Here is a 21,889-nt window from a genome sequence, read left to right on the forward strand (position 1 = left end):
GAGATCGACACCACGGCGGCCAAGTTGAGTAACTAGCCGATTACAGCGAGTGCTCGGATGCCGGCGGCGACCTGTTCCGCCGACGGTGCCCGCGCCGGGTCGATCAGCCACTGGATCATCACGCCGGACATCAGTGCCATCGCGACGGAGCCGACCGAGCGTACGGTGCCGTCGTCCAGGCCCTCCTCCTCGCGCCCGGTGAGCATGGCCGCGAGGCCGCTGCGGCCCTGCTGCATCCCGTCGGCGATCTGTCCGCGCAGCTCGGGGCTGTGCTCGCTCTGGATCATCGCCTCGATGCTGGCCAGCCAGGTCGCGCGGTGGGTCTCCAGGGTGCTCAGCGTCCGCCGCCAGTAGCTCACCAGCGGATCACCGTACTCGTCGCCGCCGCCGGTGGCCAGCGCTGCCCCGACGGCGTCGCCCCACTCCTCGATCGCGCTCAGCATCGCGGCGTTCAGCAGGCCCTGGGTGGAGCCGTAGTGGTAGCCGATCGAGCCCAGGTTGGCGCCGTCGGACGCGGCCACGATGTCGCGCGCCGTGGTGTGCGCGTAACCCCTCTCCGAGAGGCACCGCTTCGCGCCCTCGAGCAGTTTTTCGCGTTGACCCATGGTTGCCATCCTAGGTTCTATACAAACGTGTAAGACATTTGTATAGTACGAGCATGACTCAGCGATCCGTACTGATCTCAGGAGCCGGCCTCGCCGGACCGGCCCTCGCCTACTGGCTGCACCGGCACGGGCTGCGCGCCACGGTCGTCGAGCGGGCCCCGGCCCTGCGCGACGGCGGCTACAAGGTCGACATCCGGGGCGCCGCGACCGAGGTGCTCAAGCGGATGGGCCTCTACGAGCAGGCGCGGGCGGCCGACACCGGCATGCAGACCGTCACCTACGTGAAAGCCGACGGCGGCCGCATCGCCACCCTCGACGCCGACCTGCTGATGGGCCGGCGCGGCGACGACCTCGAGGTGATGCGCACCGACCTGACCCGGATCCTCCACGACGCGACCGCGGCGGACACCGAATACCTGTTCGGCGACTCGATCGCCGTGCTCGACGAGGACGCCGACGGGGTCACGGTGACGTTCACCAGCGGGCTGATCCGGCGCTTCGACCTGGTGGTGGGTGCCGACGGGCTGCACTCGAAAACCCGGCGGGCGGCGTTCGGTGAGGTGCCGTTGCGACACCTGGGGGCGTACATCTCCATCTTCGACGTCCCGGAAGATCTCGGCCTGGACCGGGAGGAGGTCTTTTTCAGCGCACCCGGGCGAATGGTGTTCGCCTACAGCACCGGGCCCGGCATTCCGGCGAAAGTGGGCATGATCTTCGCGTCGCCCGAGCAGTCGTTCGCGGACCCGCGGGCGGAACTGCGGAAACGGTTCGCCGCAATGGGGTGGCGGGTCGGCGAATTCCTGGCCGCGCTCGACGGCGTCGACGACCTGTATTTCGACTCGCTGAGCCAGGTGGAGATGCCGCGCTGGTCACGCGGGCGGGTGGTGCTGCTCGGCGACGCCGCCTACTGCCCGTCCCCCTCATCCGGGCAGGGAACGAGCCTCGCGCTGGTCGGCGCGTATGTGCTGGCCGATGCGCTGGCTTGCGCCGACGGGCATGAAGAGGCGTTCTCGCTTTACGAGAGCGGGCTCCGGGCGTACGTGGAAAAGAACATGGCCTATGGCCGCAAGATGGCGTCGGACATGGTGCCCGGCGGGCGTCTCCAGATCGGTTTCCGCAATTACGGCATGCGGACCCTGCGTTTCAACCCCTGGAAACGGCAGATCATCGACATGGTGACCCGGCCTCTGCAGGAGGCCGCTAATGCCGTATCGCTTCCGCGAGATGCGGCGGCATAGCTTCATGCCGGACATGGGTACGCGTAAAGCTGCCCCCGCCCGACGTCAGCGCCCGCAACTCCACCGCATACCGGACCAGCTCGGCGGCCTCCCGCAGGTCCACCACCGGATATCCGGCGATCAGGCCACGGGCTCGGTGCCCAGCTCGACACCGCCGGCCCGGAGCCGGTCGAGCACCACCTCGGCGTGCGACTCGCCCATGCACCAGAGCACCAGCTGGCGGGTGTCCGGGTTGCGGTCCAGCCGCAGCGTCGGATCACCGGCCACGAGCTGGGCGAGGTTCTTGGCCAGCGCGTCCTCGTCGGAGCGCGACCGGGCCACCACGGCGATCGGCAGCAGCGGCTCCGGCATGCTCCACGGCTCCATGAGCAGGGGCTGCTCCTTGCCGGAGAGGGTGTCACCGGTCTCCGCGCTGCCCGACTCGGTGATCGCGCAGATGTCGCCGGCCACGCAGAGACCGACCTCGCGCAGCTGGGCGCCGAGCGGGGAGTAGACGTGCGCGATGCGCTCGTCGGCGTCGTGGTCGGGGTGGCCGCGCTCTTCCAGGCCGTGCCCGGAAGCGTGCACCACCTGCTCGGGGCGCAGTGTGCCGGAGAAGACCCGCACGAGCGAGACGCGCCCGACGTGCCGGTCGATCGTCGTCCTGATCACCTCGGCCACGAGCGGGCCGTCCGGGTCGCAGGTCAGCGGGGGCAGCGGGCTGCCGTCCACCCCGGTCACCACCGGCAGGTCGTGCTCCATCGGTGTGGGCGCGGCGTTGACCAGGCCGTCCAGCAGCGCGTCGAGCCCGACACCGGTCGCTGAGCAGACTGGGATGACCGGGTAGAACGTCCCCCGGGCCACGGCCTTCTCCAGGTCGGGCACGAGCGTCGCGGTGCTGATCAGCTCGCCCGCGACGTACGTCTCCATCAGATCCTCGTCCTCGCTCTCGGCGATGATCGCCTCGATGAGCAGGTCGCGGTCGTCCTTGATCGGCATCAGGTGGGCCTGCTCGAACTCGGCCTCGCGCGGCGGATAGCCCGTCGAGTAGTCCAGCACCCGGAGCGTGACCAGGCCGATCAGCCCGGCGATCTCGGCGCCGTCGTCGCCCAGCATCGGCTGGTAGATCGGCAGCACGTTCTCGCCGAACGCGTCCTGGCAGTCCTGCAGCGTCTGCTCGTAGTCGGCGCGCGGATGGTCCAGCCGGGTGATGACAACCGCGCGGGGCATCCCGATCGCGGCGCACTCCTCCCACAGCGTGACGGTCGACTCGTCCACGCCGTCGGCCGCCGAGACCACGAAGAGCGCGGCGTCCGCGGCCCGCAGGCCGGCGCGCAGCTCCCCGACGAAGTCGGCGTATCCGGGGGTGTCGAGGAGGTTCACCTTCACCCCGTCGTGCACGAGCGGGGCGCAGGAGAGGGTCACGGAGCGTTGCTGGCGCACGGCGGCGGGATCGTGGTCGCTCACCGTGGTGCCCTCGGCCACCGAGCCTGCGCGGCTGATCGTGCCGGTCGCGGCGAGCAACGCCTCGACCAGCGTCGTCTTTCCCGCACCTGAGTGACCGACCAGCACCACGTTGCGTACCGTGCTGGGGTCGGTCGTGCCTTCCTGGGGCTTCTGCGCCATCACTCCTCCTCGAGTGGGCATTCTTCCGGACCTGGGTCCACCGCTCCGATGTAAGGGCGACCTTCATGGATCTGACACCCTCCGCGGTTGGAGCCGCGACCCTCGGTGATGGTGGCGGCGCGCTGTATGACGATCCGGCGACGCGTGACGCACGCCGTACCGGCTGCGGCCGGGGCGCCGTTATGGTGGGACGGCCATGGCAAAGATCGTGAACGTGACCGCCCGTGCCGTCGTTTCGTACGGCGTCAATCCCATCTCCCGTTTCCTGCTGCGTATCGGCGTCACGCCGAACGCCGTCACCGTCGCCGGCACCGTCGGGGTGCTGTTCGGCGCGTGGCTCGGCTCCCAAGGCGAGCTCCTCTGGGGCACCATCGTGGTCACCGCGTTCGCGCTCACCGACGCGCTCGACGGCACGATGGCCCGGATGCGCGGCAGAGGCGGCCACTTCGGCGCCCTGCTCGACTCGTCGATGGACCGCATCGCCGACGGCGCCGTCTTCGGCGCGGTCGTCTACTACATGGCCAGCGAGGGCAACCCCTACGGTGGCCTCGTCGCGGCGCTCGTCTGCCTCGTCGGCGGCCAGGTCGTCTCCTACGTGAAGGCCCGGGCGCAGAGCCTCGGCCTCAATGCGGACGTCGGCATCGCCGAGCGCCTCGAACGGCTGCTCATCCTCGGTGTCGGTGGTCTGCTCGGCAGTGCGGGCCTGGAATGGGGCCTGCCGGCCGCGCTCTGGGTGCTCGCGGTGCTATCCGTGATCACCGTCTTCCAGCGGCTCATCCACGCCTCGAAATCGGACAACCCCAGCGCTGAGCCGCCCGCACCGGTCGGGGCGGCGCCGATCCCGCCGGCCAGGGATGTGCGGTGAAGGACCGGCTCACCGAGCTCGGTTATGCGGCCGGGTGGCGGCTGACGCGGATGTTGCCGCTATCTGCCGCCCGGGCGGTGTTCAACCTCGGCGCCGACCGGGGGGCGAAGGGCAACGGGCCCGGCGTTCAGCGGCTGCGGCGCAACCTGCGCCAGGTGGTCGGTCCCGCGATGGCCGACGCCGAGCTGGACGAGCTGGTCCGGGCCGCCGTGCGGTCCTACGCGCGCTACTGGATGGAGGCGTTCCGGCTTCCGTCGCAGTCGAAGCAGGACTTCCTGCGTGACTTCGAGCTCGTCGAGGCCGAGGAGTTCCTCGGGGTGCTGGCGCAGGGGCGCGGCGTGATCCTGGCGCTGCCGCACACCGGCAACTGGGACGCGGCCGCTGCCTGGGTGGTATCGAACGGGTACAAACTGGTCACCGTCGCCGAGCGGCTCAAGCCCGAGGGGCTGTTCGAGCGCTTTGTCGCGTACCGCGAGAAGCTCGGCATGGAGGTCATCCCGCTCACCGGCGGGCAACGGCCTCCGCTCGATGTCCTGGCCGAGAAGGCCACCCAGGGGTACGCCGTAGCGCTGCTCGCCGACCGCGACCTCACCAAGAGCGGCGTCGAGGTCGAGTTCTTCGGCGGCCGCACGCGCATGCCACCCGGGCCGGCGCTGCTCGCGATCCGCACCGGGGCACCGCTCTACGCCGCCGACCTCTGGTTCACCGAGACGAAGACGATGGGCCGGATCCGCCGCGTCGAACCGGCCACCGAAGGCGCCCTCGACGTGCGGGTCAAACAGACGACCCAACGGCTTGCCGACGCGTACGCGCTGGGGATCGCCGACCACCCGCAGGACTGGCACATGCTGCAGAAACTGTGGCTCGGCCAGAGCGCCCGGGTCTAGGGGCGGGCGTGCGGATCGGGATCGTCTCGCCGTATTCGTTCGACGTGCCGGGCGGCGTGCAGAACCACATCGTCGACCTCGCCGAGGCACTGATCGGTCTCGGTCACGAGGTGAGCGTGCTGGCACCCGCCGACGAGGACTCCGAGCTCCCGCCGTACGTCGTCGCGGCCGGTCGCGCGCTGCCCCTTCCTTACAACGGCTCGGTGGCGCGCATCGCGTTCGGGCCGGTCTCCACCGCCCGGGTGCGCCGCTGGATCGCCCGCGGCAAGTTCGACGTGCTGCACGTGCACGAGCCGTTGACGCTGAGCCTGTCCCTGCTCGCCGTCCTCTCGGCCCGGGGCCCGGTGGTCGCCACGTTCCACACCGCGATGACCCGCTCGCGGGCGCTGTCGGCCGCCCAGGGCCTGCTCCAGCTCGTGATCGAGAAGATCACCGCCCGGATCGCGGTCAGCGAGCTCGCCCGCAAGGTCCAGGTCGAGCATCTCGGCGGCGGCGCGGTGGAGATCCCCAACGGGGTAGCGGTGGCCAAGTTCGCCGGGGTGCCCGCGCTGCCCGGGTGGCCGGGGGAGGGCGGGACGCTGGGCTTCCTGGGCCGGTTCACCGAGTCGCGCAAGGGGTTCGAGATCGTGCGTACGGCGTACGTCTCCCTGGCCCGCGAACGCCCCGGCCTGCGGCTGCTGGTCGCCGGTCCGGGTGACCGGGAGGGCCTCTACGACCAATTCCCGGCGGAGCTGCGCCCCCGGATCGAGTTCCTGGGCCTGGTCAGCGAGGCGGACAAGGCCCGGATGCTACGCAGCGTCGACATCTACGTGGCGCCCAACACCGGTGGCGAGTCCTTCGGCATGATCCTCACCGAGGCGATGGCAGCCGGCGCGGCGATCGCCGCCAGCGACCTCGACGCGTTCAAACGGGTGCTCGACGGCGGCCGGGCCGGTGCGCTGTTCCCCACCGGCGACGCGGAGGCGCTCACCGTCCTGCTCGGCGAGCTGCTCGACGACCCGGCCCGCCGCGCTGAGCTGGCCGCCCGCGCGACGATCGCGGTCCAGGCCTTCGACTGGCCCAGCGTCGCCCAGCGCGTCCTCGAGGTCTACGCCACCGCGATCGAGGCGACGGATGGGCGCGTCATGGACGAAGAGTGGGCGGAACCACGTCCCGGAGCGTGACCGTGTGGTGCGTTCAGGCACTACGATCCCGGCATGTGGTGGGTAACGGGTGCGGTCGTGGTGGTGGCGCTTCTGGCTACCTACCTCGCCTGGACCGCGCACCGCGTGGAGCGGGTTCACGTCCGCGCTCAGTCCGCCTCCCGGGCCCTCGACGCGCATCTGCTGCGCCGGGCGGCAGCCGCGGCGGTGGTCGCCGAGCAGACCGATTCCGTCGAGCTCTACGCGGCTGCCCGGCTGGCCCTCGACGCCGATGACGACGAGCGTGAGGCCGCGGAGAACGACCTCACCCGCCAGCTCAAGGCCGCGGCGCTGACCGGTGCCGACCCGGCCACCCGCACGCTGGTGCAGACCAGCCGGCGGGTCGTGCTGGCCCGCCAGGTGCACACCGACCTGGTCCGGGACGCGCTGACCGCCCGCCGCCGCCCGCTGGTGCGCATGCTGGGCATGGCCCGTCGCTACGAGCAGCCGCGCTACTTCGAGATGGTCGATCCGACGCTGGTCTCCGTGCCGGCTGTCACCCAGCGCGCTTCCGCTTCTCCCGCCGAGGCCGGGCTGGCGCTGAAGGCCACCTAGGGGTCGATTGGCCATCGGTGCGGGCTGTCTCCCGGCCTAAAATTCGGCTGTCTCGCGTTTACATCCCTGTGAGGAGTCGATTCACCGTGTCCGAGAGCCGAACCAGCACCGGTACCGCCCGCGTGAAGCGCGGCATGGCCGAGATGCTCAAGGGCGGTGTGATCATGGATGTGGTCACCCCCGAGCAGGCCAAGATCGCGGAGGACGCGGGCGCCGTCGCCGTCATGGCCCTCGAGCGGGTCCCCGCCGACATCCGCGCCCAGGGCGGCGTGTCCCGGATGAGCGACCCCGACATGATCGACGGCATCATCGCCACCGTCTCGATCCCGGTCATGGCGAAGGCCCGCATCGGTCACTTCGTCGAGGCCCAGGTGCTGCAGTCCCTCGGCGTCGACTACATCGACGAGTCCGAGGTGCTGACCCCGGCCGACTACGCCAACCACATCGACAAGTGGGCCTTCACCGCCCCGTTCGTGTGCGGCGCCACCAACCTCGGCGAGGCCCTGCGCCGCATCACCGAGGGCGCGGCCATGATCCGCTCCAAGGGTGAGGCCGGCACGGGTGACGTCTCCAACGCCACCACCCACATGCGCACCATCCGCGGCGAGATCCGCCGGCTCAGCTCCCTGCCCGAGGACGAGCTCTTCGTCGCCGCCAAGGAGCTGCAGGCGCCGTACGACCTGGTCAAGGAGGTCGCCGAGGCCGGCAAGCTGCCCGTGGTCATGTTCACCGCCGGCGGTATCGCCACCCCCGCCGACGCGGCCATGATGATGCAGCTCGGCGCCGAGGGCGTCTTCGTCGGCTCGGGCATCTTCAAGTCCGGCAACCCGGCCCAGCGCGCCGCGGCGATCGTCAAGGCCGTCACGTTCCACGACGACCCCGACGTGATCGCCAAGGTCTCCCGGGGCCTGGGCGAGGCCATGGTCGGCATCAACGTCGACGAGATCCCCCAGCCGCACCGCCTCGCCGAGCGTGGCTGGTGAACATTGGCGTCCTCGCCCTGCAGGGTGACGTCCGTGAGCACCTGGCGGCGCTGGCCGGGAGCGACGTCCTGGCCCGGCCGGTCCGCCGCCCTTCGGAGCTCGACGACGTCGACGCGCTGGTAATCCCCGGTGGCGAGTCGACCACCATGAGCAACCTCGCCATCACGTTCGGCCTGCTCGACCCGATCCGCAAGCGCATCGCCGACGGCATGCCCGTCTACGGCTCCTGCGCCGGCATGATCATGCTCGCCACCACGGTCCTCGACGGCCGCCCCGACCAGGAATCCTTCGCCGGCATCGACATGACCGTGCGCCGCAACGCGTTCGGCCGGCAGATCGACTCCTTCGAGGCCCCCGTCCGCATCGAGGACGTCGAGGGCGACGATTTTCACGCCGTCTTCATCCGCGCGCCATGGGTCGAACACACCGGCCCCGGCGTCCGGGTGCTGGGCCGCGTAACCGAAGGACCCGCCGCCGGTAGGATTGTCGCCGTTCGGCAGGGGAACCTGCTCGCCACGGCATTCCACCCGGAGCTGACCGGAGATCTCCGCGTTCACCGGTACTTCGTCGAGCTGGTCCGCCAGGCCCAAGACGCACGGTAGCGATTCACGGAGGTTTGCATGTCCGGCCACTCCAAATGGGCGACGACCAAGCACAAGAAGGCGGTCGTCGACGCCAAGCGCGGCAAGATGTTCGCCAAGCTGATCAAGAACATCGAGGTCGCGGCGCGCACCGGCGGCGGCGACCCGGCCGGCAACCCCACCCTCTTCGACGCCATCCAGAAGGCCAAGAAGAGCTCGGTCCCCAACAACAACATCGACAACGCGGTCAAGCGCGGCTCCGGCCTCGAAGCCGGCGGCGCCGACTGGCAGACGATCATGTACGAGGGCTACGGCCCCAACGGCGTCGCCCTGCTCATCGAATGCCTCACCGACAACCGCAACCGCGCCGCCACCGAGGTCCGCACGGCCCTGACCCGCAACGGCGGCACCTTCGCCGACGCGGGCTCGGTCTCCTACCTCTTCAACCGCAAGGGCGTCATCCTCGTCCCCAAGGGCACCCTCACCGAGGACGACCTCATGATGGCCGCCCTCGAAGCCGGCGCCGACGAGATCAACGACCTCGGCGACACCTTCGAGATCGTCAGCGAACCCACCGACCTGGTCGCGGTCCGCACCGCCCTGGTGGACGCCGGCATCGACTACGACTCCGCCGAATCCTCCCTCATCCCCACGATGACGGTCCCGGTCGACGAGGAAGCCGCCCGCAAGGTCCTCAAACTCATCGACGTCCTCGAGGACTCCGACGACGTCCAGAACATCTACGCCAACTTCGACATCCCGGACGACGTCCTGGCAGCTCTTGACGAGTGACATGTTGACGCATGACGAGTAGGGTGAGGAGATGCTTGCCGTTATGGGCTTGAATTTACCCCCGATCGAGGAACTCGATGTCGAGGATCTCCTTACCCTGCCCAAGGGCTATCGCTATGAGCTGCACGAGGGAAACCTCGTCATCATGACGCCGTCGACCTACTGGCATAAGGTCATGGTGCGACGGTTCGTGCAAATGCTTCTTGCCACCGGCGCCGAGGCTTTGCAGGATCCGGGCATCCGTAGTAATCGTCCGCGCGACAACCGCTTGCCTGACTTCGGTGTCATCGACGCCCTACCTCAAGACTTTGACGAGATCTCGAACCTGCCTGGGTCGGCGTTTCTTTTGGTGGGTGAGGTTGTGTCAGAGAATTCGCTCAACGGCGAATACACCGACAAGATGGCCTGGTATGCCGAGTGGGGCATCCCGGAGTACTGGATCGTCGAGCGCACCTCTGATCGTGCGAAGCATGACGCTCTCGTTCATATCCATGTCCTGTCGTCCTCTGGCGGCAAGGCTGCTTACGTGTGTGAGCGCAGCCTGCTCCTCTCCGATCTGGAGACGGAGTATCAGGCTCGGTAGTTGATGCTGTGACAAAGGGGCTGAGCGTGCTGCTCAGCCCCTCGAGCAGGAGCGTGACAAGCGTCGTGCCGCGCGTCTGCGGCTCGAGCAGATGTATGACAGGGGGAGCGTTCAGTTGCCCGCCGAGGCCTGAGTGAAGAACTGGACCATGGCGATGAAGACCAGCAGGCTGGTGGCGGCTACTCGGGCGTAGCGGCGCCAGATGAAGTGGCGGTAGGCGTGGAGCCAGGCGATTTCTGCTTCTGCGACGACGCCCAGCTCTTCGCGTACGGTGCTGGGGATCAAAAGCGCGAGCCGCTGTGCCACCGAGACCCCGGCAACGGTTTTGTATGTGCGCTGATGGGCCCTGACCTCGACCGGGTAGAGCTGTTCCTCGCGCCAGTGTCTGGTCCGTATGGCCAGGCGGCGCTGGAGGTAGTCGACCCGGGCGTCGCGGCCCTGGAGGCGGGATTTCCAGTGCAGCCGGCGCCAGTGGCCGGCCAGGTCCGTGAGGGTGTCCACGGTCAGCGAGCGAGCGGCCGTGTGGTCCCCGCCCGTGAGCCGGACCGCTTGGAGTTCGAGCAGGTCGAGGCGGGCTGCCACGAACTCTCTGTAGTCCGGTGGCGGCTCGTCGTTCATCGGTGGGAACAGATAGGCCACGTCTTCCAGGGTTATGTGAGGCCGGTCACAACGCAAGCTTCTGTCCGGTGTGTGTCGGCTGCTGGTGTGCGGGGGCGGCGTAATAGGGTGTCGAACACACGTCCGATCGAAGGGGGCAATGTGCGGGTGCTCGGCATCGACCCCGGTCTGACCCGGTGCGGGGTCGGGGTGGTCGAGGGGCAGCCGGGGCGGCCCTGCAAGCTGATCGGCTACTACGTCGTCTACACCGAGCCCGATGAGGACATCGCGCTGCGGCTGTTGCATCTCGACAAGTCGCTCGGGGAGCTCGTCGCGGAGCACAAGCCGGACAGCGTCGCTGTTGAGCGGGTGTTCAGCCAGCACAACACGCAGACGATCACCGGCACCGCGCAGGCCAGTGGGATCGGCATTCTGGCGGGGGCGCGGGCCGGGTTGCCCGTGCAGACCTACACGCCCAGTGAGGTGAAGGCCGCCGTCACCGGGTCCGGCACGGCGGGCAAGGCCCAGGTGACCAGCATGGTCACCCGGCTGCTCAGCCTGGACGGCCCGCCCCGCCCCGCGGACGCCGCCGACGCGCTGGCTATCGCCATCTGCCACATCTGGCGTGGTGGGACCCGCAGCCTTCTGCAGGCAGCCGCGGTCAAAGCCGCTACCGTTCGCAAACCGCGCAGGACAGGAGCCCGTTGATGATCGCCAGCGTGCGTGGCGTTGTCGCCGCGATCTCCCCGGACAGTGTGGTGATCGAGGTCGGCGGGGTCGGGCTGTCGATGCACTGCGCGCCCGGGACGCTCGCCTCGCTGAAGGCCGGCACCGAGGCGCGGCTCGCGACCAGTCTCGTCGTCCGGGAGGACTCGCTGACCCTCTACGGGTTCGCCGACGACGAGGAGAAGCAGCTGTTCGAGCTGCTGCAGACCGCGAGTGGGGTCGGGCCGCGGCTGGCCCAGGCCGTGCTCGCCGTCCACCAGCCCGAGGCGATCCGGCGCGCGATCTCCTCCGGGGACCTCACCGCGCTGACCCGGGTGCCGGGCATCGGCAAGAAGGGCGCCGAGCGGCTGGTCCTGGAGCTGCGGGACAAGATCGGTGCCGTCTCCACCGGTGCCGACGGGGTGGCCGGGTCGCTCAGCGGTGGCTGGCAGGAGCAGGTGCGCCAGGGTGTCATCGCGCTCGGCTGGTCCACACAACAGGCCGACCAGGCCGTCGTCGCCGTCGCGGAGTCGCTCGACGGCGGTGAGACACCGCCGGTCCCGATCCTGCTGCGGCAGGCGATCCGGCTGCTGGGTCGCGCGCGATGACCGACGAGGTCGTCTCCCCGTTCGCCGAGGACGAGGATCTCGACGCGGAGGCCAGTGTCCGGCCGCGTCGCCTGGCGGACTTCATCGCGCAGCATCGCGTACGCGATCAGCTTGATCTTCTTCTCAGGGGCGCGATGGGCCGGGGCACCCCGCCCGACCACATCCTGCTCTCCGGCCCTCCCGGCCTCGGCAAGACGACCCTGGCGAACATCGTGGCGGCGGAGCTGGGGACCGCGATCCGGACCACGAGCGGGCCGGTCATCGAGCGCTCGGGTGACCTCGCGGCGATCCTGACCAGCCTGGCCGAGGGCGACGTCCTGTTCATCGACGAGATCCACCGCATCGCGAAGCCCGCCGAGGAGCTGCTCTACAGCGCGATGGAGGACTTCCGGGTCGACGTGGTGGTCGGCAAGGGGCCCGGCGCGACCGCGATCCCGCTCGACGTGGAGCCGTTCACGCTGGTCGGGGCGACCACCCGGGCCGGATTGCTCTCCGGCCCGATGCGGGACCGGTTCGGGTTCGTGGCGCATCTCGACTTCTACTCGCCGGCCGACCTCGACTCGCTGCTGCACCGCTCGGCGCGCATCCTCGGCGTGCCGATCACGGCCGAGGGCGCCGCTGAGGTCGCCGGCCGGTCGCGGGGCACACCGCGTATTGCCAACCGGCTGCTGCGCCGGGTGCGTGACTACGCGGAGGTGCGCGGCGACGGGGTGGTCGACCACGACACCGCCAAGGCCGCGCTCAAGGTCTACGACGTCGACCAGCTGGGCCTCGACCGGCTCGACCGGGCCGTGCTGCGGGCGCTCATCGAGTCGTTCCGGGGCGGGCCGGTGGGTCTTTCCACGCTGGCCGTCGCGGTGGGGGAGCAGTCCGACACCGTCGAGGAGGTGTGCGAGCCGTTCCTCGTGCGGGCGGGGCTGCTGGCGCGTACGCCCCGGGGCCGGGTGGCCACGGATGCGGGCTGGCTGCACCTCGGCAAGACGCCGCCGGAGGGCCGGGGCATCGCCGCTCAGCTACCCGACCTGTTCACGCGTGCGGAAAATACCTCTCCGTAATGTGAACGTGACGTGTGCCGCGCCCCGACTTCCCAGATTCAGGGATTAGACTCGCCGCGCCGTGCGCCTTCAGCCGCGGTGAAGGCCCCACGGAAGGTTTCACTTCGTGTTCTCAGTAGTAGCAGCAGCGGAGGGCGGCGGCGGTAGCTTCGCGCCCCTGCTCCTTATCGTCCTGCTCTTCGGCGTCATGTACTTCATGATGATCCGCCCGCAGCAGAAGCGTCGCCGCGAGGCGCAGTCCATGCAGTCGACGCTGGGTCCCGGCGACGAGATCGTGACCATCGGCGGCCTGCACGCCACGGTCGTCGAGGTCGGCGATGACGTCGTGACCGTCGAGATCTACCCCGGCGTCAACGCCCGCTACGCCCGTCCGGCGATCGCCCGGGTGGTGAAGCAGGAGTCGGCCGTGGCCGAGGAGCCCGTTGCCGAGGAGACCGTGGCCGAGGAGTCCGTCGTCCCCGTCGACGACGAGCCGATCCAGAGCCCGGTCGTCGAGACGCGCAAGTCCAAGGACTGATCCGTTTCGTTGCGGCCCGCCGGTCCCGGCGGGCCACGGCGTTGCCTGTTCGAGACGTACGCTACGGGCCGCGGGCGGGAAAGCTCCCCAAGCGGCCCATTGTTGTGAATAATCGTCGCCGGGCAAAACGGCCGGAACTTCGCGTCCGGTCCGACACCGCCTGCCTTCCCCGATCCCCACCTGCCGCCGCGCTCCCGCGGCAGCCCCAGCACGAGGAGTTCGAAAGACGTGGCAAGACCACCACAGGGGCAAATGCATCCCGGACGGCAACTCGCCGTGCTCGGTCTCCTCTTCGCGATCCTCTACGTGCTGGTGTTCTGGGGGCCGGGAACCAAGGGACTCGGCTACGAGGAGCGGCTGCACCCCAAGCTCGGTCTCGACCTGATCGGTGGCACCCAGGCCACCTACCGGGCGTCCCTGCTCGCCAACGGCCAGGTGCCCAGCCAGCAGAGCATGGAGGAGTCCCGCAAGATCATTGATCAGCGGGTCAACGCGCTCGGTGTGGCCGAGGCCGAGGTCGTCATCGAGGGCAACCAGAACATCGTGGTTTCCGTCGCGGGCAAGGCCAACGACCAGCTGAAGAACGTCGGCCAGGCCGCGCAGATGCGGTTCCGGATGGTTCTCGGTGCCAACGGCGACACCGCCGACTCGGTGATGAACCCGCAGGCCGCCGCGCCGAGCACCGCCCCGAGCGGCAGCCCGGCACCCAGCGCCTCCGCCGGCAAGGGTGCGGCGGCTTCGGCAGCGCCGTCGGCCTCCACCGGCGGGCAGGGCGGCGGAGAACTGGCGCCGTCGCCCAGCGTCAGTCCCTCTGCTGAGCCGACGCCGGCCCCGTCCGCTTCGGCGGCGGCTCCGGCCCCGGTCACCGCGGACATCAAGGAACAGCGCGCCGCGATCGAGAAGAAGGTCGGCAAGGCAGCCTGGGAGGCCGCCGAGAAGCTCACCGCGCCGGTGGACACGACCACGGACACCACCGCGGCGAACATCTACAAGCCGTTCAACGCGCTCAACAGCGCCGAGGTCAACGCGCTGACCCCGGAGATGCAGTTCTACGTGCCGACGATCAGCTGCACGCAGCTCGACGGCCGGCCCAGCGGCGCGATCGACGACGAGAAGTCGAAGGTCGTCTCCTGCCAGACCGGCGCCAAGCTGCTGATGGACGTCGCCAAGGTGCTCGGCACCGACATCGACACCGCCAGCCCGCAGCTCGACCAGCAGAGCCAGTGGGTCGTCTCGCTCGACTTCACCAGCAGCGGCCAGGCCAAGTGGACCGCGCTGACCCGGGAGGCGTTCCAGCCGGCCGCCGACAGCCCGTGTCTCACCGCCGCCGCCGCGCTCTCCAGCGGTGCGACGCACTGCCTGGTCGCGGTGGTCCTCGACAAGGAAGTCATCTCGGCCCCCGAGATCCAGGGCGTGCTGAGCGGCCAGTCGCAGATCAGCGGCTCGTTCGACGCGACCTCGGCCAAGGAGCTCGCCGACCAGATCAAGTACGGCGCGCTGCCGGTCACGTTCACGCCGCTGTCCAGCGAGACGGTTTCCGCGACGCTGGGCATCGCACAGCTCGAGGCGGGCCTGCTCGCCGCCGCGATCGGCCTCGGCCTGGTCGCGATCTACTCGTTCTTCTACTACCGCCTGCTCGGCTCGGTCATCTTCCTGAGCCTGCTGCTGTCGGGTCTGCTGACGTTCGGGGCGCTGGTCGTGCTCGGCCGCACCACGGGCTTCACGCTGACCCTGGCAGGTATCGCCGGCTTCATCGTGTCACTGGGTGTCGCCGCCGACTCGTTCGTCATCTACTTCGAACGCCTCAAGGACGAGATCCACGAGGGTCGAAGTGCCCGTAGTGCTGTACCCCGGGCATGGGCCCGGGCGCGGCGTACGATTATCTCCGCCAACACCATCACCATCATGTGTGCCGTCGTGCTCTACATCGTGTCGATCGGCGCGGTGAAGGGCTTCGCGTTCGCCCTGGGCCTGTCCACGGTCCTCGACCTCGTCGTGGTGTTCCTGTTCCGTCACCCGATCATGACGATGTTCGCGAACACGAAGGCGTTCATGTCCCCGCGCGTCAGCGGTCTGGGCCGCGCCCTCAAGCGCCAGCCGACCGAGAAGGAGGCCTGACATGGCCAACGGCCTTGCCGATCGCCTCTACCGGGGCGAGGCGAACCTCAACATCGTGGGCCGCCGTAACAGGTGGTTCGCGATCGCGGCGGTGCTCGTCCTCATCGCCATCGGCAGCTTCGTCTTCCGCCAGTTCCACCTCGGCATCGAGTTCTCCGGCGGCACCAAGTTCTCGCTGCCGGCCAGCGTCGGCAGCACCGACAACGCCCGCAGCGCGGTGGCCAAGGCCATCGACGAGGCCGGGGCCTCCACCGACGAGGACAACATCGGTGCGGCGCAGAAGGTCGGCGACGGCAACGACGCCAGCTACACCGTGCGCACCGGGACGCTCAGCCAGGCCCAGTCGACCGCGGTCAAGGACGCGCTGGTCAAGGATCTGAACGTCTCGCCCGACGACATCAGCGACGACCGGGTCTCCGCGGCCTGGGGCGGCCAGGTGACCCAGCAGGCACTGCTCGGTCTCGGCATCTTCCTGGTCGTGGTGATGGGCTACCTGGTCATCCGCTTCGAGTGGCGGATGGCGGTGGCGGCGGTCTCGTCGCTGCTCCTCGACCTGGTGCTCACCGCGGGCGTCTATTCGCTGATCGGATTCGAGGTCACCCCCTCGACGGTCATCGGCTTCCTGACGATCCTCGGCTTCTCCCTGTACGACGTCGTCGTGGTCTTCGACAAGGTCCAGGAGAACACCAAGGGCATCACGGCGGGCAGCTCCCGGACGTACGCCGAAGCCACCAACCTCGCGGTCAACCAGACCCTGATGCGCTCGATCAACACCGGCCTGGTGGCTCTGCTCCCGGTCGGCGGCCTGCTCTTCATCGGTGCCGGCCTGCTCGGCGCGGGCACCCTGAAGGACCTCGGCCTGGTCCTGTTCGTCGGCATGGGCCTCGGCGTCCTGTCCTCGATCATGTTCGCCGCACCGCTGCTCTCGGCGCTCAAGGACCAGGAACCCCGCATCAAGTCCCACAACGCCCGGGTCCTGTCCCGCCGATCCTCGCGCTCCGGCGACGTGGCCCGCGGCGACCGCACCCGCACGACCACCGAGCAGGACGGCGACGACGTCCCCGCCTTCGCCGGCTCCACCCCGAGCACGACGCCCCGCCCGGGTGTCCGCCCGGCGGCCAAGCGCAGCACCAACCGCGGCGGCAGCGCCGGCAACCGCCCCAGTGGCGGCCAGAAGCGCCGCTGACGCATCGCCCCACGAAAGCCCGCCGGACCCCCAGGGGACGGCGGGCTTTCGCTTTCTGCCGGGCCCTAAGCTGTTGCGCGTGACAGACAACGCCGCAGATGTACGCGGGGACAGCGGACCCGGAGTCGCCCAGCTCGTCGCCAGCCGGGTCCTGGACGTGCCGGACTTCCCGAAGCCGGGCATCGTCTTCAAGGACCTGATGCCCCTCTTCTCCGACGGCGACGTCTTCCGCCAGGTGATCGACGAGATCATCAAGCACCACGGCGCCGACTCCTTCGACGTGGTGGCCGGCGTCGAGGCGCGCGGCTTCATCCTGGCAGCAGCCGTCGCTTACGCGACAGGCAAGGGCGTCGTCCCCATCCGCAAGGCGGGCAAGCTCCCCCGAGCGGTCTTCTCTTGTTCCTACGCACTCGAGTACGGCGAAGCCACCCTCGAAGTCCACCAGGACGCGTTCATCGCAGGCCAGCGCGTCCTGGTCCTCGACGACGTCCTCGCCACCGGCGGCACAGCCGGCGCAGCCCTGGACCTGGTCGAGCAAGCCGGCGGCACGATCTCCGGCTTCACCGTCCCCCTCGAACTGAGCTTCCTCAACGGCCGCGACCGCCTCACCCCCCGAACCGTTCACGCCATGCTGACCGTTTGATCCGCTTACGTCCGTGTAGCGGCGTGCTTTGCGCGGCTCGGGGCGGGGCAACCGGGAAGATACGGCGAGTAGGATGGCGTTTCCAACCAGGTGAGCAGAAGCGACGTGAGGAGGCCGGTGTCCAGCGACGTCGCCCCTCCGACGGAGGGCACGGTGCACCCGACCGACGCGACCAGATCCTCGACGCCGACACCCCCGGCGCCGACGCCACAGCCCGACCTGGTTGCCCCCAACTCGGCTGCTGACGGCACGGTCGTCGGCGGCCCGGTTGCCGGAGATCCGGTTGCAGGCGGCGGCCCGGTTCCTGACGGCCCGGTTGCCGGAGATCCGGTTGCGGGCGGCGGCCCGGTTGCTAGCGGCACGGTCGTCGGCGACCTGGTTGATGAAGATGCGGTTCTCAACGACTCGGCCATCCCAACGGTGAATGCGGGTTCGACGGTGAATGGTGCCCAGGCGAACGACGCCGGCTCGACCTCGGCGTCCGGCCCGGTGAACGCTGATCAGCCAACCTCCGCCCCCGACAGCGCAACCCCCTCGGCGAGCGCAGGCGTCGGGGGGAGCGCGGCCGGGGCCGAGCTCGCGACTCCGGCTGATTCCGGTCCGGTCGGCGCCGGGGCTTCCCACAGTGCTGGCGCCCCTGCTGCGGCGGCGAAGGCTGCCAAGGCCACAACGGCGAAGTCCCCAGCTACCAAGGCTGACGCCGCTACGGCAAACGGCTCGAAGCCCGCCGTGACGGCAAAGCCCGCCGCAGCTGCGAAGCCCGCTGCGGCTAAGCAGTCCACCACGAAGCCCACCTCCGCCAAGCCCACCACGGCCACGCCGGCAGCGGCTACGCCCGGAGGGGCCACGCCGGCAGCGGCTACGCCCGGAGGGGCCACGCCGGCAGCGGCTACGCCCGGAGGGGCCACGCCGGCAGCGGCTACGCCTGGAGCGGCTACGCCTGGAGCGGCTACGCCTGGAGCGGCTACGCCTGGAGCGGCTACGCCTGGAGCGGCTACGCCTGGAGCGGCTACGGCCGGAGCGGCCACGTCGGCAGCGGCCAAGCCCGTGACAGCCAAGCCCGTGACAGCCAAGCCCGCAACCGAGGGCGCCACGACCGCCAGCGTCACGACTGCCGCCACCAAGCCCCCTGCCAGCAAGCCCGCCGCGACCAAGCCCACCGCCTCGAAGTCGGCCGTAAGCAGCAAGCCGACGGCGGCGAAGTCCGCGCCCGCGCGGGTTGGCGCTGCGGCCGTGGCGCCCGTGGGTAATGGTTCGGCGGGGGACGGGCCTGTGGTGCAGGATCCCGAGGCCACTCAGCCGTTCACGCCGGTGGAGGCTCCTGGTGGGTTCGGGCTGGCCAGTGCGCCGACCGGGCGGCGGGTGCGGGCGCGGCTGGCTCGGTTCAATGCGCCGTGGCAGACGACTCAGGTCAGTGAGGTGCTCGAGCCGCTGATCGCTACGCATCGGGCGAGTCATCCCAAGGCTGACGGGCGGGCATTGCAGCGGGCGTTCGACGTGGCTGCGCGGTGGCATTCCGGGCAGTATCGCAAGTCCGGGGATCCGTACATCACGCATCCGCTCGCGGTGGCGACGATCCTGGCCAATCTGGGCATGGATACGACGACGCTGGTGGCGGCGCTGTTGCACGACACGATCGAGGACACCGACTACGGGCTCGAGCAGATGCGGACCGACTTCGGGGGCGAGGTCGCGCTGCTCGTCGATGGGGTGACGAAGCTCGACCGGGTGAAGCTCGGTGACGCGGCCAAGGCGGAGACGATCCGCAAGATGGTCGTGGCGATGGCGAAGGACCCCCGGGTGCTGGTCATCAAGCTTGCGGACCGGCTGCACAACATGCGGACGCTGACCTTCCTCCCGCGGGCGAAGCAGGAGCAGAAGGCCAAGGAGACGCTCGAGATCCTGGCGCCGCTCGCGCACCGGCTCGGGATGAACACGATCAAGTGGGAGCTCGAGGATCTGGCGTTCGGGACGTTGTTCCCGAAGCGGTTCGAGGAGATCAACCGGCTGATCGGGGAGCACCAGCCGCAGCGCGAGGCGTTGCTGCGGCAGGTGACCAACCGGGTGTCGCTGGATCTGAAGTCGGCGAAGATCAAGGCTGAGACCACCGGGCGGCCGAAGCACCTGTACTCGATCTACCAGAAGATGATCGTGCGGGGGCGCGACTTCGGGGACATCTACGACCTGGTCGGGGTACGGATCCTGGTCGACACGGTGCGCGACTGCTACGCGGCGCTGGGGGTCATCCACGCCAACTGGCAGCCGGTGCCGGGGCGGTTCAAGGATTACATCGCCATGCCGAAGTTCAACATGTACCAGTCGCTGCACACGACGGTGATCGGCCCGACCGGTAAGCCGGTCGAGATGCAGATCCGGACGTTCGCGATGCACCGTACGGCGGAGTTCGGCATCGCCGCGCACTGGAAGTACAAGGAGCAGAAGGGCGCGACGATCGTCGGGCCGCCCGCCCACATCGACGAGATGACGTGGCTGCGGCAGCTGCTGGACTGGCAGCGGGAGGCGAGCGACCCCAGCGAGTTCCTGGACGCGCTGCGTTTCGACCTGTCCAGCCAGGAGGTGTACGTCTTCACCCCCAAGGGCGACGTCATCCCGCTGCCGACCGGGTCGACGCCCGTGGACTTCGCCTACGCGGTGCACACCGAGGTGGGTCACAAGACGATCGGCGCCCGTGTCAACGGCAAGCTGGTGCCGCTGGAGTCGACGCTGTCCAACGGCGACGTCATCGAGATCTTCACGTCGAAGTCGGCGACGGCCGGCCCGACGCAGGACTGGCTGGGCTTCGTCAAGAGCCCGCGCGCGCGGACGAAGATCCGGCAGTACTTCAACAAGGAGCGTCGCGAGGAAGCGATCGAGGACGGCAAGGAGGCGATCGTCAAGGCGATGCGCAAGCAGGGTCTGCCCCTGCAGCGCATGCTGACGAGCGAGAACCTCACGACGATCGCGCGTGACCTGCACCTGGCCGATGTGGCCTCGCTGTACGCGGCGGTCGGCGAGAGCGTGGTCTCCGCGCAGTCGGTCGTGCAGAAACTCGTTGCCGGCTTCGGGGGCGAGGAAGGCGCGGTCGAGGACATCGCCGAGACCGCCGTCGCGACCCGCCCGCCCCGCAACCGCACGTCGGCGCAGGACCCGGGCGTCGTGGTCAAGGATGTCAGCGACGTGTGGGTGAAGCTGGCCCGCTGCTGCACCCCCGTGCCGGGTGACGCGGTGTTCGGCTTCGTGACCCGCTCGGGCGGGGTCAGCGTGCACCGCGACGACTGCGCCAACGCCGAGGACCTGCGCGCCCAGCCGGAACGCGTCGTCGAGGTGAGCTGGAAGCCGACGTCCGCGTCGACGTTCCTGGTCGCCATCCAGGTCGAGGCGCTCGACCGGCACAAGCTGCTGGCGGATGTCACCCGGGTGCTGTCGGAGGAGCGGGTCAACATCCTCTCCGCGACGGTCACCACGACCCGGGACCGGGTGGCGGTCAGCCGCTTCACGTTCGAGATGGCCGACCCGAAGCACCTCGGCCACCTGGTCGCCGCCGTCCGCAAGGTCGACGGCGTGTTCGACGCCTACCGGGTCACCTCCGGCGCCTGACGGCACGAAGGCGCCTGACGGCACGAAGGCATACGAAGGCATACGAAGGCAAGAAGGCATACGAAAAGGGCGGACCCCGCGGGGTCCGCCCTTTTTCAGTGGTACCGGGTCAGGAAGCCGCGGCCATCGTGAAGGTCTTGATGTCGACCTCCGTCTTCGGGTGGCCGTCGCCCTGGCCGTTGGCGTTGTCGGTGCCGGCCTTGGCGACCTTCTCGACGATGTCCATGCCCTTGGTGATGGTGCCGAGGACGGTGTATTCGGCGGGGAGGTCCGTGTCGGCGTACACGATGAAGAACTGGCTGCCCGTGCTGCTGGGCGACGAGGTCTTCGCCATGGCGATGGTGCCCTTGGGGTAGGCGGGCGAGGCGTTGGTCGGCAGGTTCTCCTCGGCGTAGCGGAAGCTGGGGCCGCCGGTGCCGTCGGTGTCGCGGTAGCCCTTGCCCTTGGCGCTCGGGTCGCCGCACTGGAGGACCTTGATGCCCTCGGTGGTGAGGCGGTGGCACTTGGTGCCGTCCCAGAACTTCTTGCTGGCCAGGTAGCTGAAGGCCGCGCCGGTGCAGGGTGCCTTCGCCAGGTCGACCGTCGCGGTGATGGCGCCGAGGCTGGTGTCCATGGTCAGCGTGTCCTTGCCGGTGTTGGGCACGTTGGCCGGCGGGGTGCCGACGTCGGTGACCTTGGCGCCGGTGCTGCCGTCCTCGGGGATCCACTGGCAGGCGACGGTGCCGGCGGGCGGGGCCGAGGAGGCGGTGGTGGACTTGTCGTCGTCCTTGTTGAGGGCGGCGACGATCCACACCGCCGCGCCGGCGATGACGACGACGGCGAGGGCGGAGCCGATGATGGCCTGACGCTGCCGGCGCTTCTTAGCGGCCACGGCGCGCTCGGCCATCTCCTTCTCGAGGCGCGCCCGCGCCGCCGCGCGCTGCCTGTCCTTGATCGACGACACGGTGTTCCTCCTGTATGCCTTCGTGCGGTGAGGGGGGCGGTTCGG

At 69.5% G+C, this 21,889-nt stretch carries 20 protein-coding genes and 1 pseudogene; 17 read left to right on the forward strand and 4 right to left on the reverse strand.

The window, feature by feature from the left end:
• Nucleotides 1–32 precede the first annotated feature (32 nt).
• The gene (locus Aco04nite_RS00445; protein WP_212995205.1) at nucleotides 33–605 is read right to left on the reverse strand and encodes a TetR/AcrR family transcriptional regulator; all 573 of its coding nucleotides are present in this window, start codon (nucleotides 603–605) and stop codon (nucleotides 33–35) included.
• A gap of 53 nt (nucleotides 606–658) precedes the next feature.
• Here Aco04nite_RS00445 and Aco04nite_RS00450 point away from each other — a divergent pair, with 53 nt between their 5' ends.
• Nucleotides 659–1,843, forward strand: a complete 1,185-nt coding sequence (locus Aco04nite_RS00450) for an FAD-dependent monooxygenase (protein ID WP_212995206.1) — start codon at nucleotides 659–661, stop codon at nucleotides 1,841–1,843.
• Between the two features lie 126 nt (nucleotides 1,844–1,969).
• Here the strand turns inward: Aco04nite_RS00450 and Aco04nite_RS00455 are convergent.
• A pseudogene (locus tag Aco04nite_RS00455) lies at nucleotides 1,970–3,448 on the reverse strand (GTP-binding protein); the annotation flags it as partial.
• 196 nt (nucleotides 3,449–3,644) lie between these two features.
• Between Aco04nite_RS00455 and pgsA the strand changes: the two are divergent.
• The 8 genes from pgsA (at nucleotide 3,645) to Aco04nite_RS00495 (ending at nucleotide 9,875) form a co-directional block, all read left to right on the forward strand.
• Complete coding sequence (pgsA, locus tag Aco04nite_RS00460; protein ID WP_212995208.1) at nucleotides 3,645–4,313, forward strand: phosphatidylinositol phosphate synthase; 669 nt, start codon at nucleotides 3,645–3,647, stop codon at nucleotides 4,311–4,313.
• Complete coding sequence (locus Aco04nite_RS00465) at nucleotides 4,310–5,200, forward strand: phosphatidylinositol mannoside acyltransferase (protein WP_212995209.1); 891 nt, start codon at nucleotides 4,310–4,312, stop codon at nucleotides 5,198–5,200. The genes pgsA and Aco04nite_RS00465 overlap by 4 nt, the downstream gene beginning before the upstream one ends.
• An 8-nt stretch (nucleotides 5,201–5,208) precedes the next feature.
• Nucleotides 5,209–6,363 (forward strand): glycosyltransferase family 4 protein, encoded by a 1,155-nt coding sequence (locus Aco04nite_RS00470; protein WP_212995210.1) that lies wholly within the window; start codon nucleotides 5,209–5,211, stop codon nucleotides 6,361–6,363.
• A 33-nt stretch (nucleotides 6,364–6,396) separates the two neighbouring features.
• Nucleotides 6,397–6,936: a hypothetical protein gene (locus Aco04nite_RS00475; RefSeq protein WP_212995211.1), complete on the forward strand. Its 540-nt coding sequence runs from the start codon at nucleotides 6,397–6,399 to the stop codon at nucleotides 6,934–6,936.
• Between the two features lie 86 nt (nucleotides 6,937–7,022).
• Nucleotides 7,023–7,919: a pyridoxal 5'-phosphate synthase lyase subunit PdxS gene (gene pdxS / locus Aco04nite_RS00480; RefSeq protein ID WP_212995212.1), complete on the forward strand. Its 897-nt coding sequence runs from the start codon at nucleotides 7,023–7,025 to the stop codon at nucleotides 7,917–7,919.
• Entirely contained in the window at nucleotides 7,916–8,521 is a 606-nt protein-coding gene (pdxT, locus tag Aco04nite_RS00485; protein ID WP_280519295.1) for a pyridoxal 5'-phosphate synthase glutaminase subunit PdxT, read from the forward strand. The genes pdxS and pdxT overlap by 4 nt, the downstream gene beginning before the upstream one ends.
• An 18-nt stretch (nucleotides 8,522–8,539) precedes the next feature.
• Nucleotides 8,540–9,292 (forward strand): YebC/PmpR family DNA-binding transcriptional regulator, encoded by a 753-nt coding sequence (locus Aco04nite_RS00490; RefSeq protein WP_212995213.1) that lies wholly within the window; start codon nucleotides 8,540–8,542, stop codon nucleotides 9,290–9,292.
• A 31-nt stretch (nucleotides 9,293–9,323) separates the two neighbouring features.
• The gene (locus Aco04nite_RS00495) at nucleotides 9,324–9,875 is read left to right on the forward strand and encodes a Uma2 family endonuclease (protein WP_212995214.1); all 552 of its coding nucleotides are present in this window, start codon (nucleotides 9,324–9,326) and stop codon (nucleotides 9,873–9,875) included.
• Between the two features lie 111 nt (nucleotides 9,876–9,986).
• Here the strand turns inward: Aco04nite_RS00495 and Aco04nite_RS00500 are convergent, their stop codons facing one another.
• Nucleotides 9,987–10,514 (reverse strand): hypothetical protein, encoded by a 528-nt coding sequence (locus Aco04nite_RS00500; RefSeq protein ID WP_212995215.1) that lies wholly within the window; start codon nucleotides 10,512–10,514, stop codon nucleotides 9,987–9,989.
• Nucleotides 10,515–10,634: 120 nt separating this feature from the next.
• On the opposite strand from Aco04nite_RS00500, the gene ruvC reads away from it, so the two are divergent.
• From ruvC to Aco04nite_RS00540, 8 genes are all read left to right on the forward strand, one after another.
• Complete coding sequence (ruvC, locus tag Aco04nite_RS00505; RefSeq protein ID WP_212995339.1) at nucleotides 10,635–11,180, forward strand: crossover junction endodeoxyribonuclease RuvC; 546 nt, start codon at nucleotides 10,635–10,637, stop codon at nucleotides 11,178–11,180.
• Nucleotides 11,180–11,785, forward strand: a complete 606-nt coding sequence (ruvA, locus tag Aco04nite_RS00510) for a Holliday junction branch migration protein RuvA (RefSeq protein ID WP_203837819.1) — start codon at nucleotides 11,180–11,182, stop codon at nucleotides 11,783–11,785. Before ruvC ends, ruvA begins: the two co-directional genes overlap by 1 nt.
• The gene (gene ruvB, locus Aco04nite_RS00515; protein WP_212995216.1) at nucleotides 11,782–12,840 is read left to right on the forward strand and encodes a Holliday junction branch migration DNA helicase RuvB; all 1,059 of its coding nucleotides are present in this window, start codon (nucleotides 11,782–11,784) and stop codon (nucleotides 12,838–12,840) included. Before ruvA ends, ruvB begins: the two co-directional genes overlap by 4 nt.
• Before the next feature lie 106 nt (nucleotides 12,841–12,946).
• Entirely contained in the window at nucleotides 12,947–13,357 is a 411-nt protein-coding gene (gene yajC, locus Aco04nite_RS00520) for a preprotein translocase subunit YajC (protein ID WP_212995217.1), read from the forward strand.
• 252 nt (nucleotides 13,358–13,609) lie between these two features.
• On the forward strand, nucleotides 13,610–15,475 hold the full coding sequence (gene secD / locus Aco04nite_RS00525) for a protein translocase subunit SecD (RefSeq protein WP_212995218.1): 1,866 nt from the start codon (nucleotides 13,610–13,612) through the stop codon (nucleotides 15,473–15,475).
• 1 nt (nucleotide 15,476) lies between these two features.
• The gene (gene secF, locus Aco04nite_RS00530; RefSeq protein WP_212995219.1) at nucleotides 15,477–16,661 is read left to right on the forward strand and encodes a protein translocase subunit SecF; all 1,185 of its coding nucleotides are present in this window, start codon (nucleotides 15,477–15,479) and stop codon (nucleotides 16,659–16,661) included.
• Between the two features lie 79 nt (nucleotides 16,662–16,740).
• Nucleotides 16,741–17,304, forward strand: coding sequence for an adenine phosphoribosyltransferase (locus Aco04nite_RS00535; protein ID WP_212995220.1), 564 nt, complete (start codon nucleotides 16,741–16,743; stop codon nucleotides 17,302–17,304).
• A gap of 1,062 nt (nucleotides 17,305–18,366) precedes the next feature.
• Entirely contained in the window at nucleotides 18,367–20,901 is a 2,535-nt protein-coding gene (locus Aco04nite_RS00540; RefSeq protein ID WP_244875639.1) for a RelA/SpoT family protein, read from the forward strand.
• Nucleotides 20,902–21,010: 109 nt separating this feature from the next.
• Here the strand turns inward: Aco04nite_RS00540 and Aco04nite_RS00545 are convergent, their stop codons facing one another.
• Entirely contained in the window at nucleotides 21,011–21,844 is an 834-nt protein-coding gene (locus Aco04nite_RS00545) for a peptidylprolyl isomerase (protein WP_212995221.1), read from the reverse strand.
• Nucleotides 21,845–21,889: the final 45 nt, after the last annotated feature.

Source organism: Winogradskya consettensis (genome assembly GCF_018332715.1).
Classification (GTDB): Bacteria; Actinomycetota; Actinomycetes; order Mycobacteriales; family Micromonosporaceae; genus Actinoplanes; species Actinoplanes consettensis.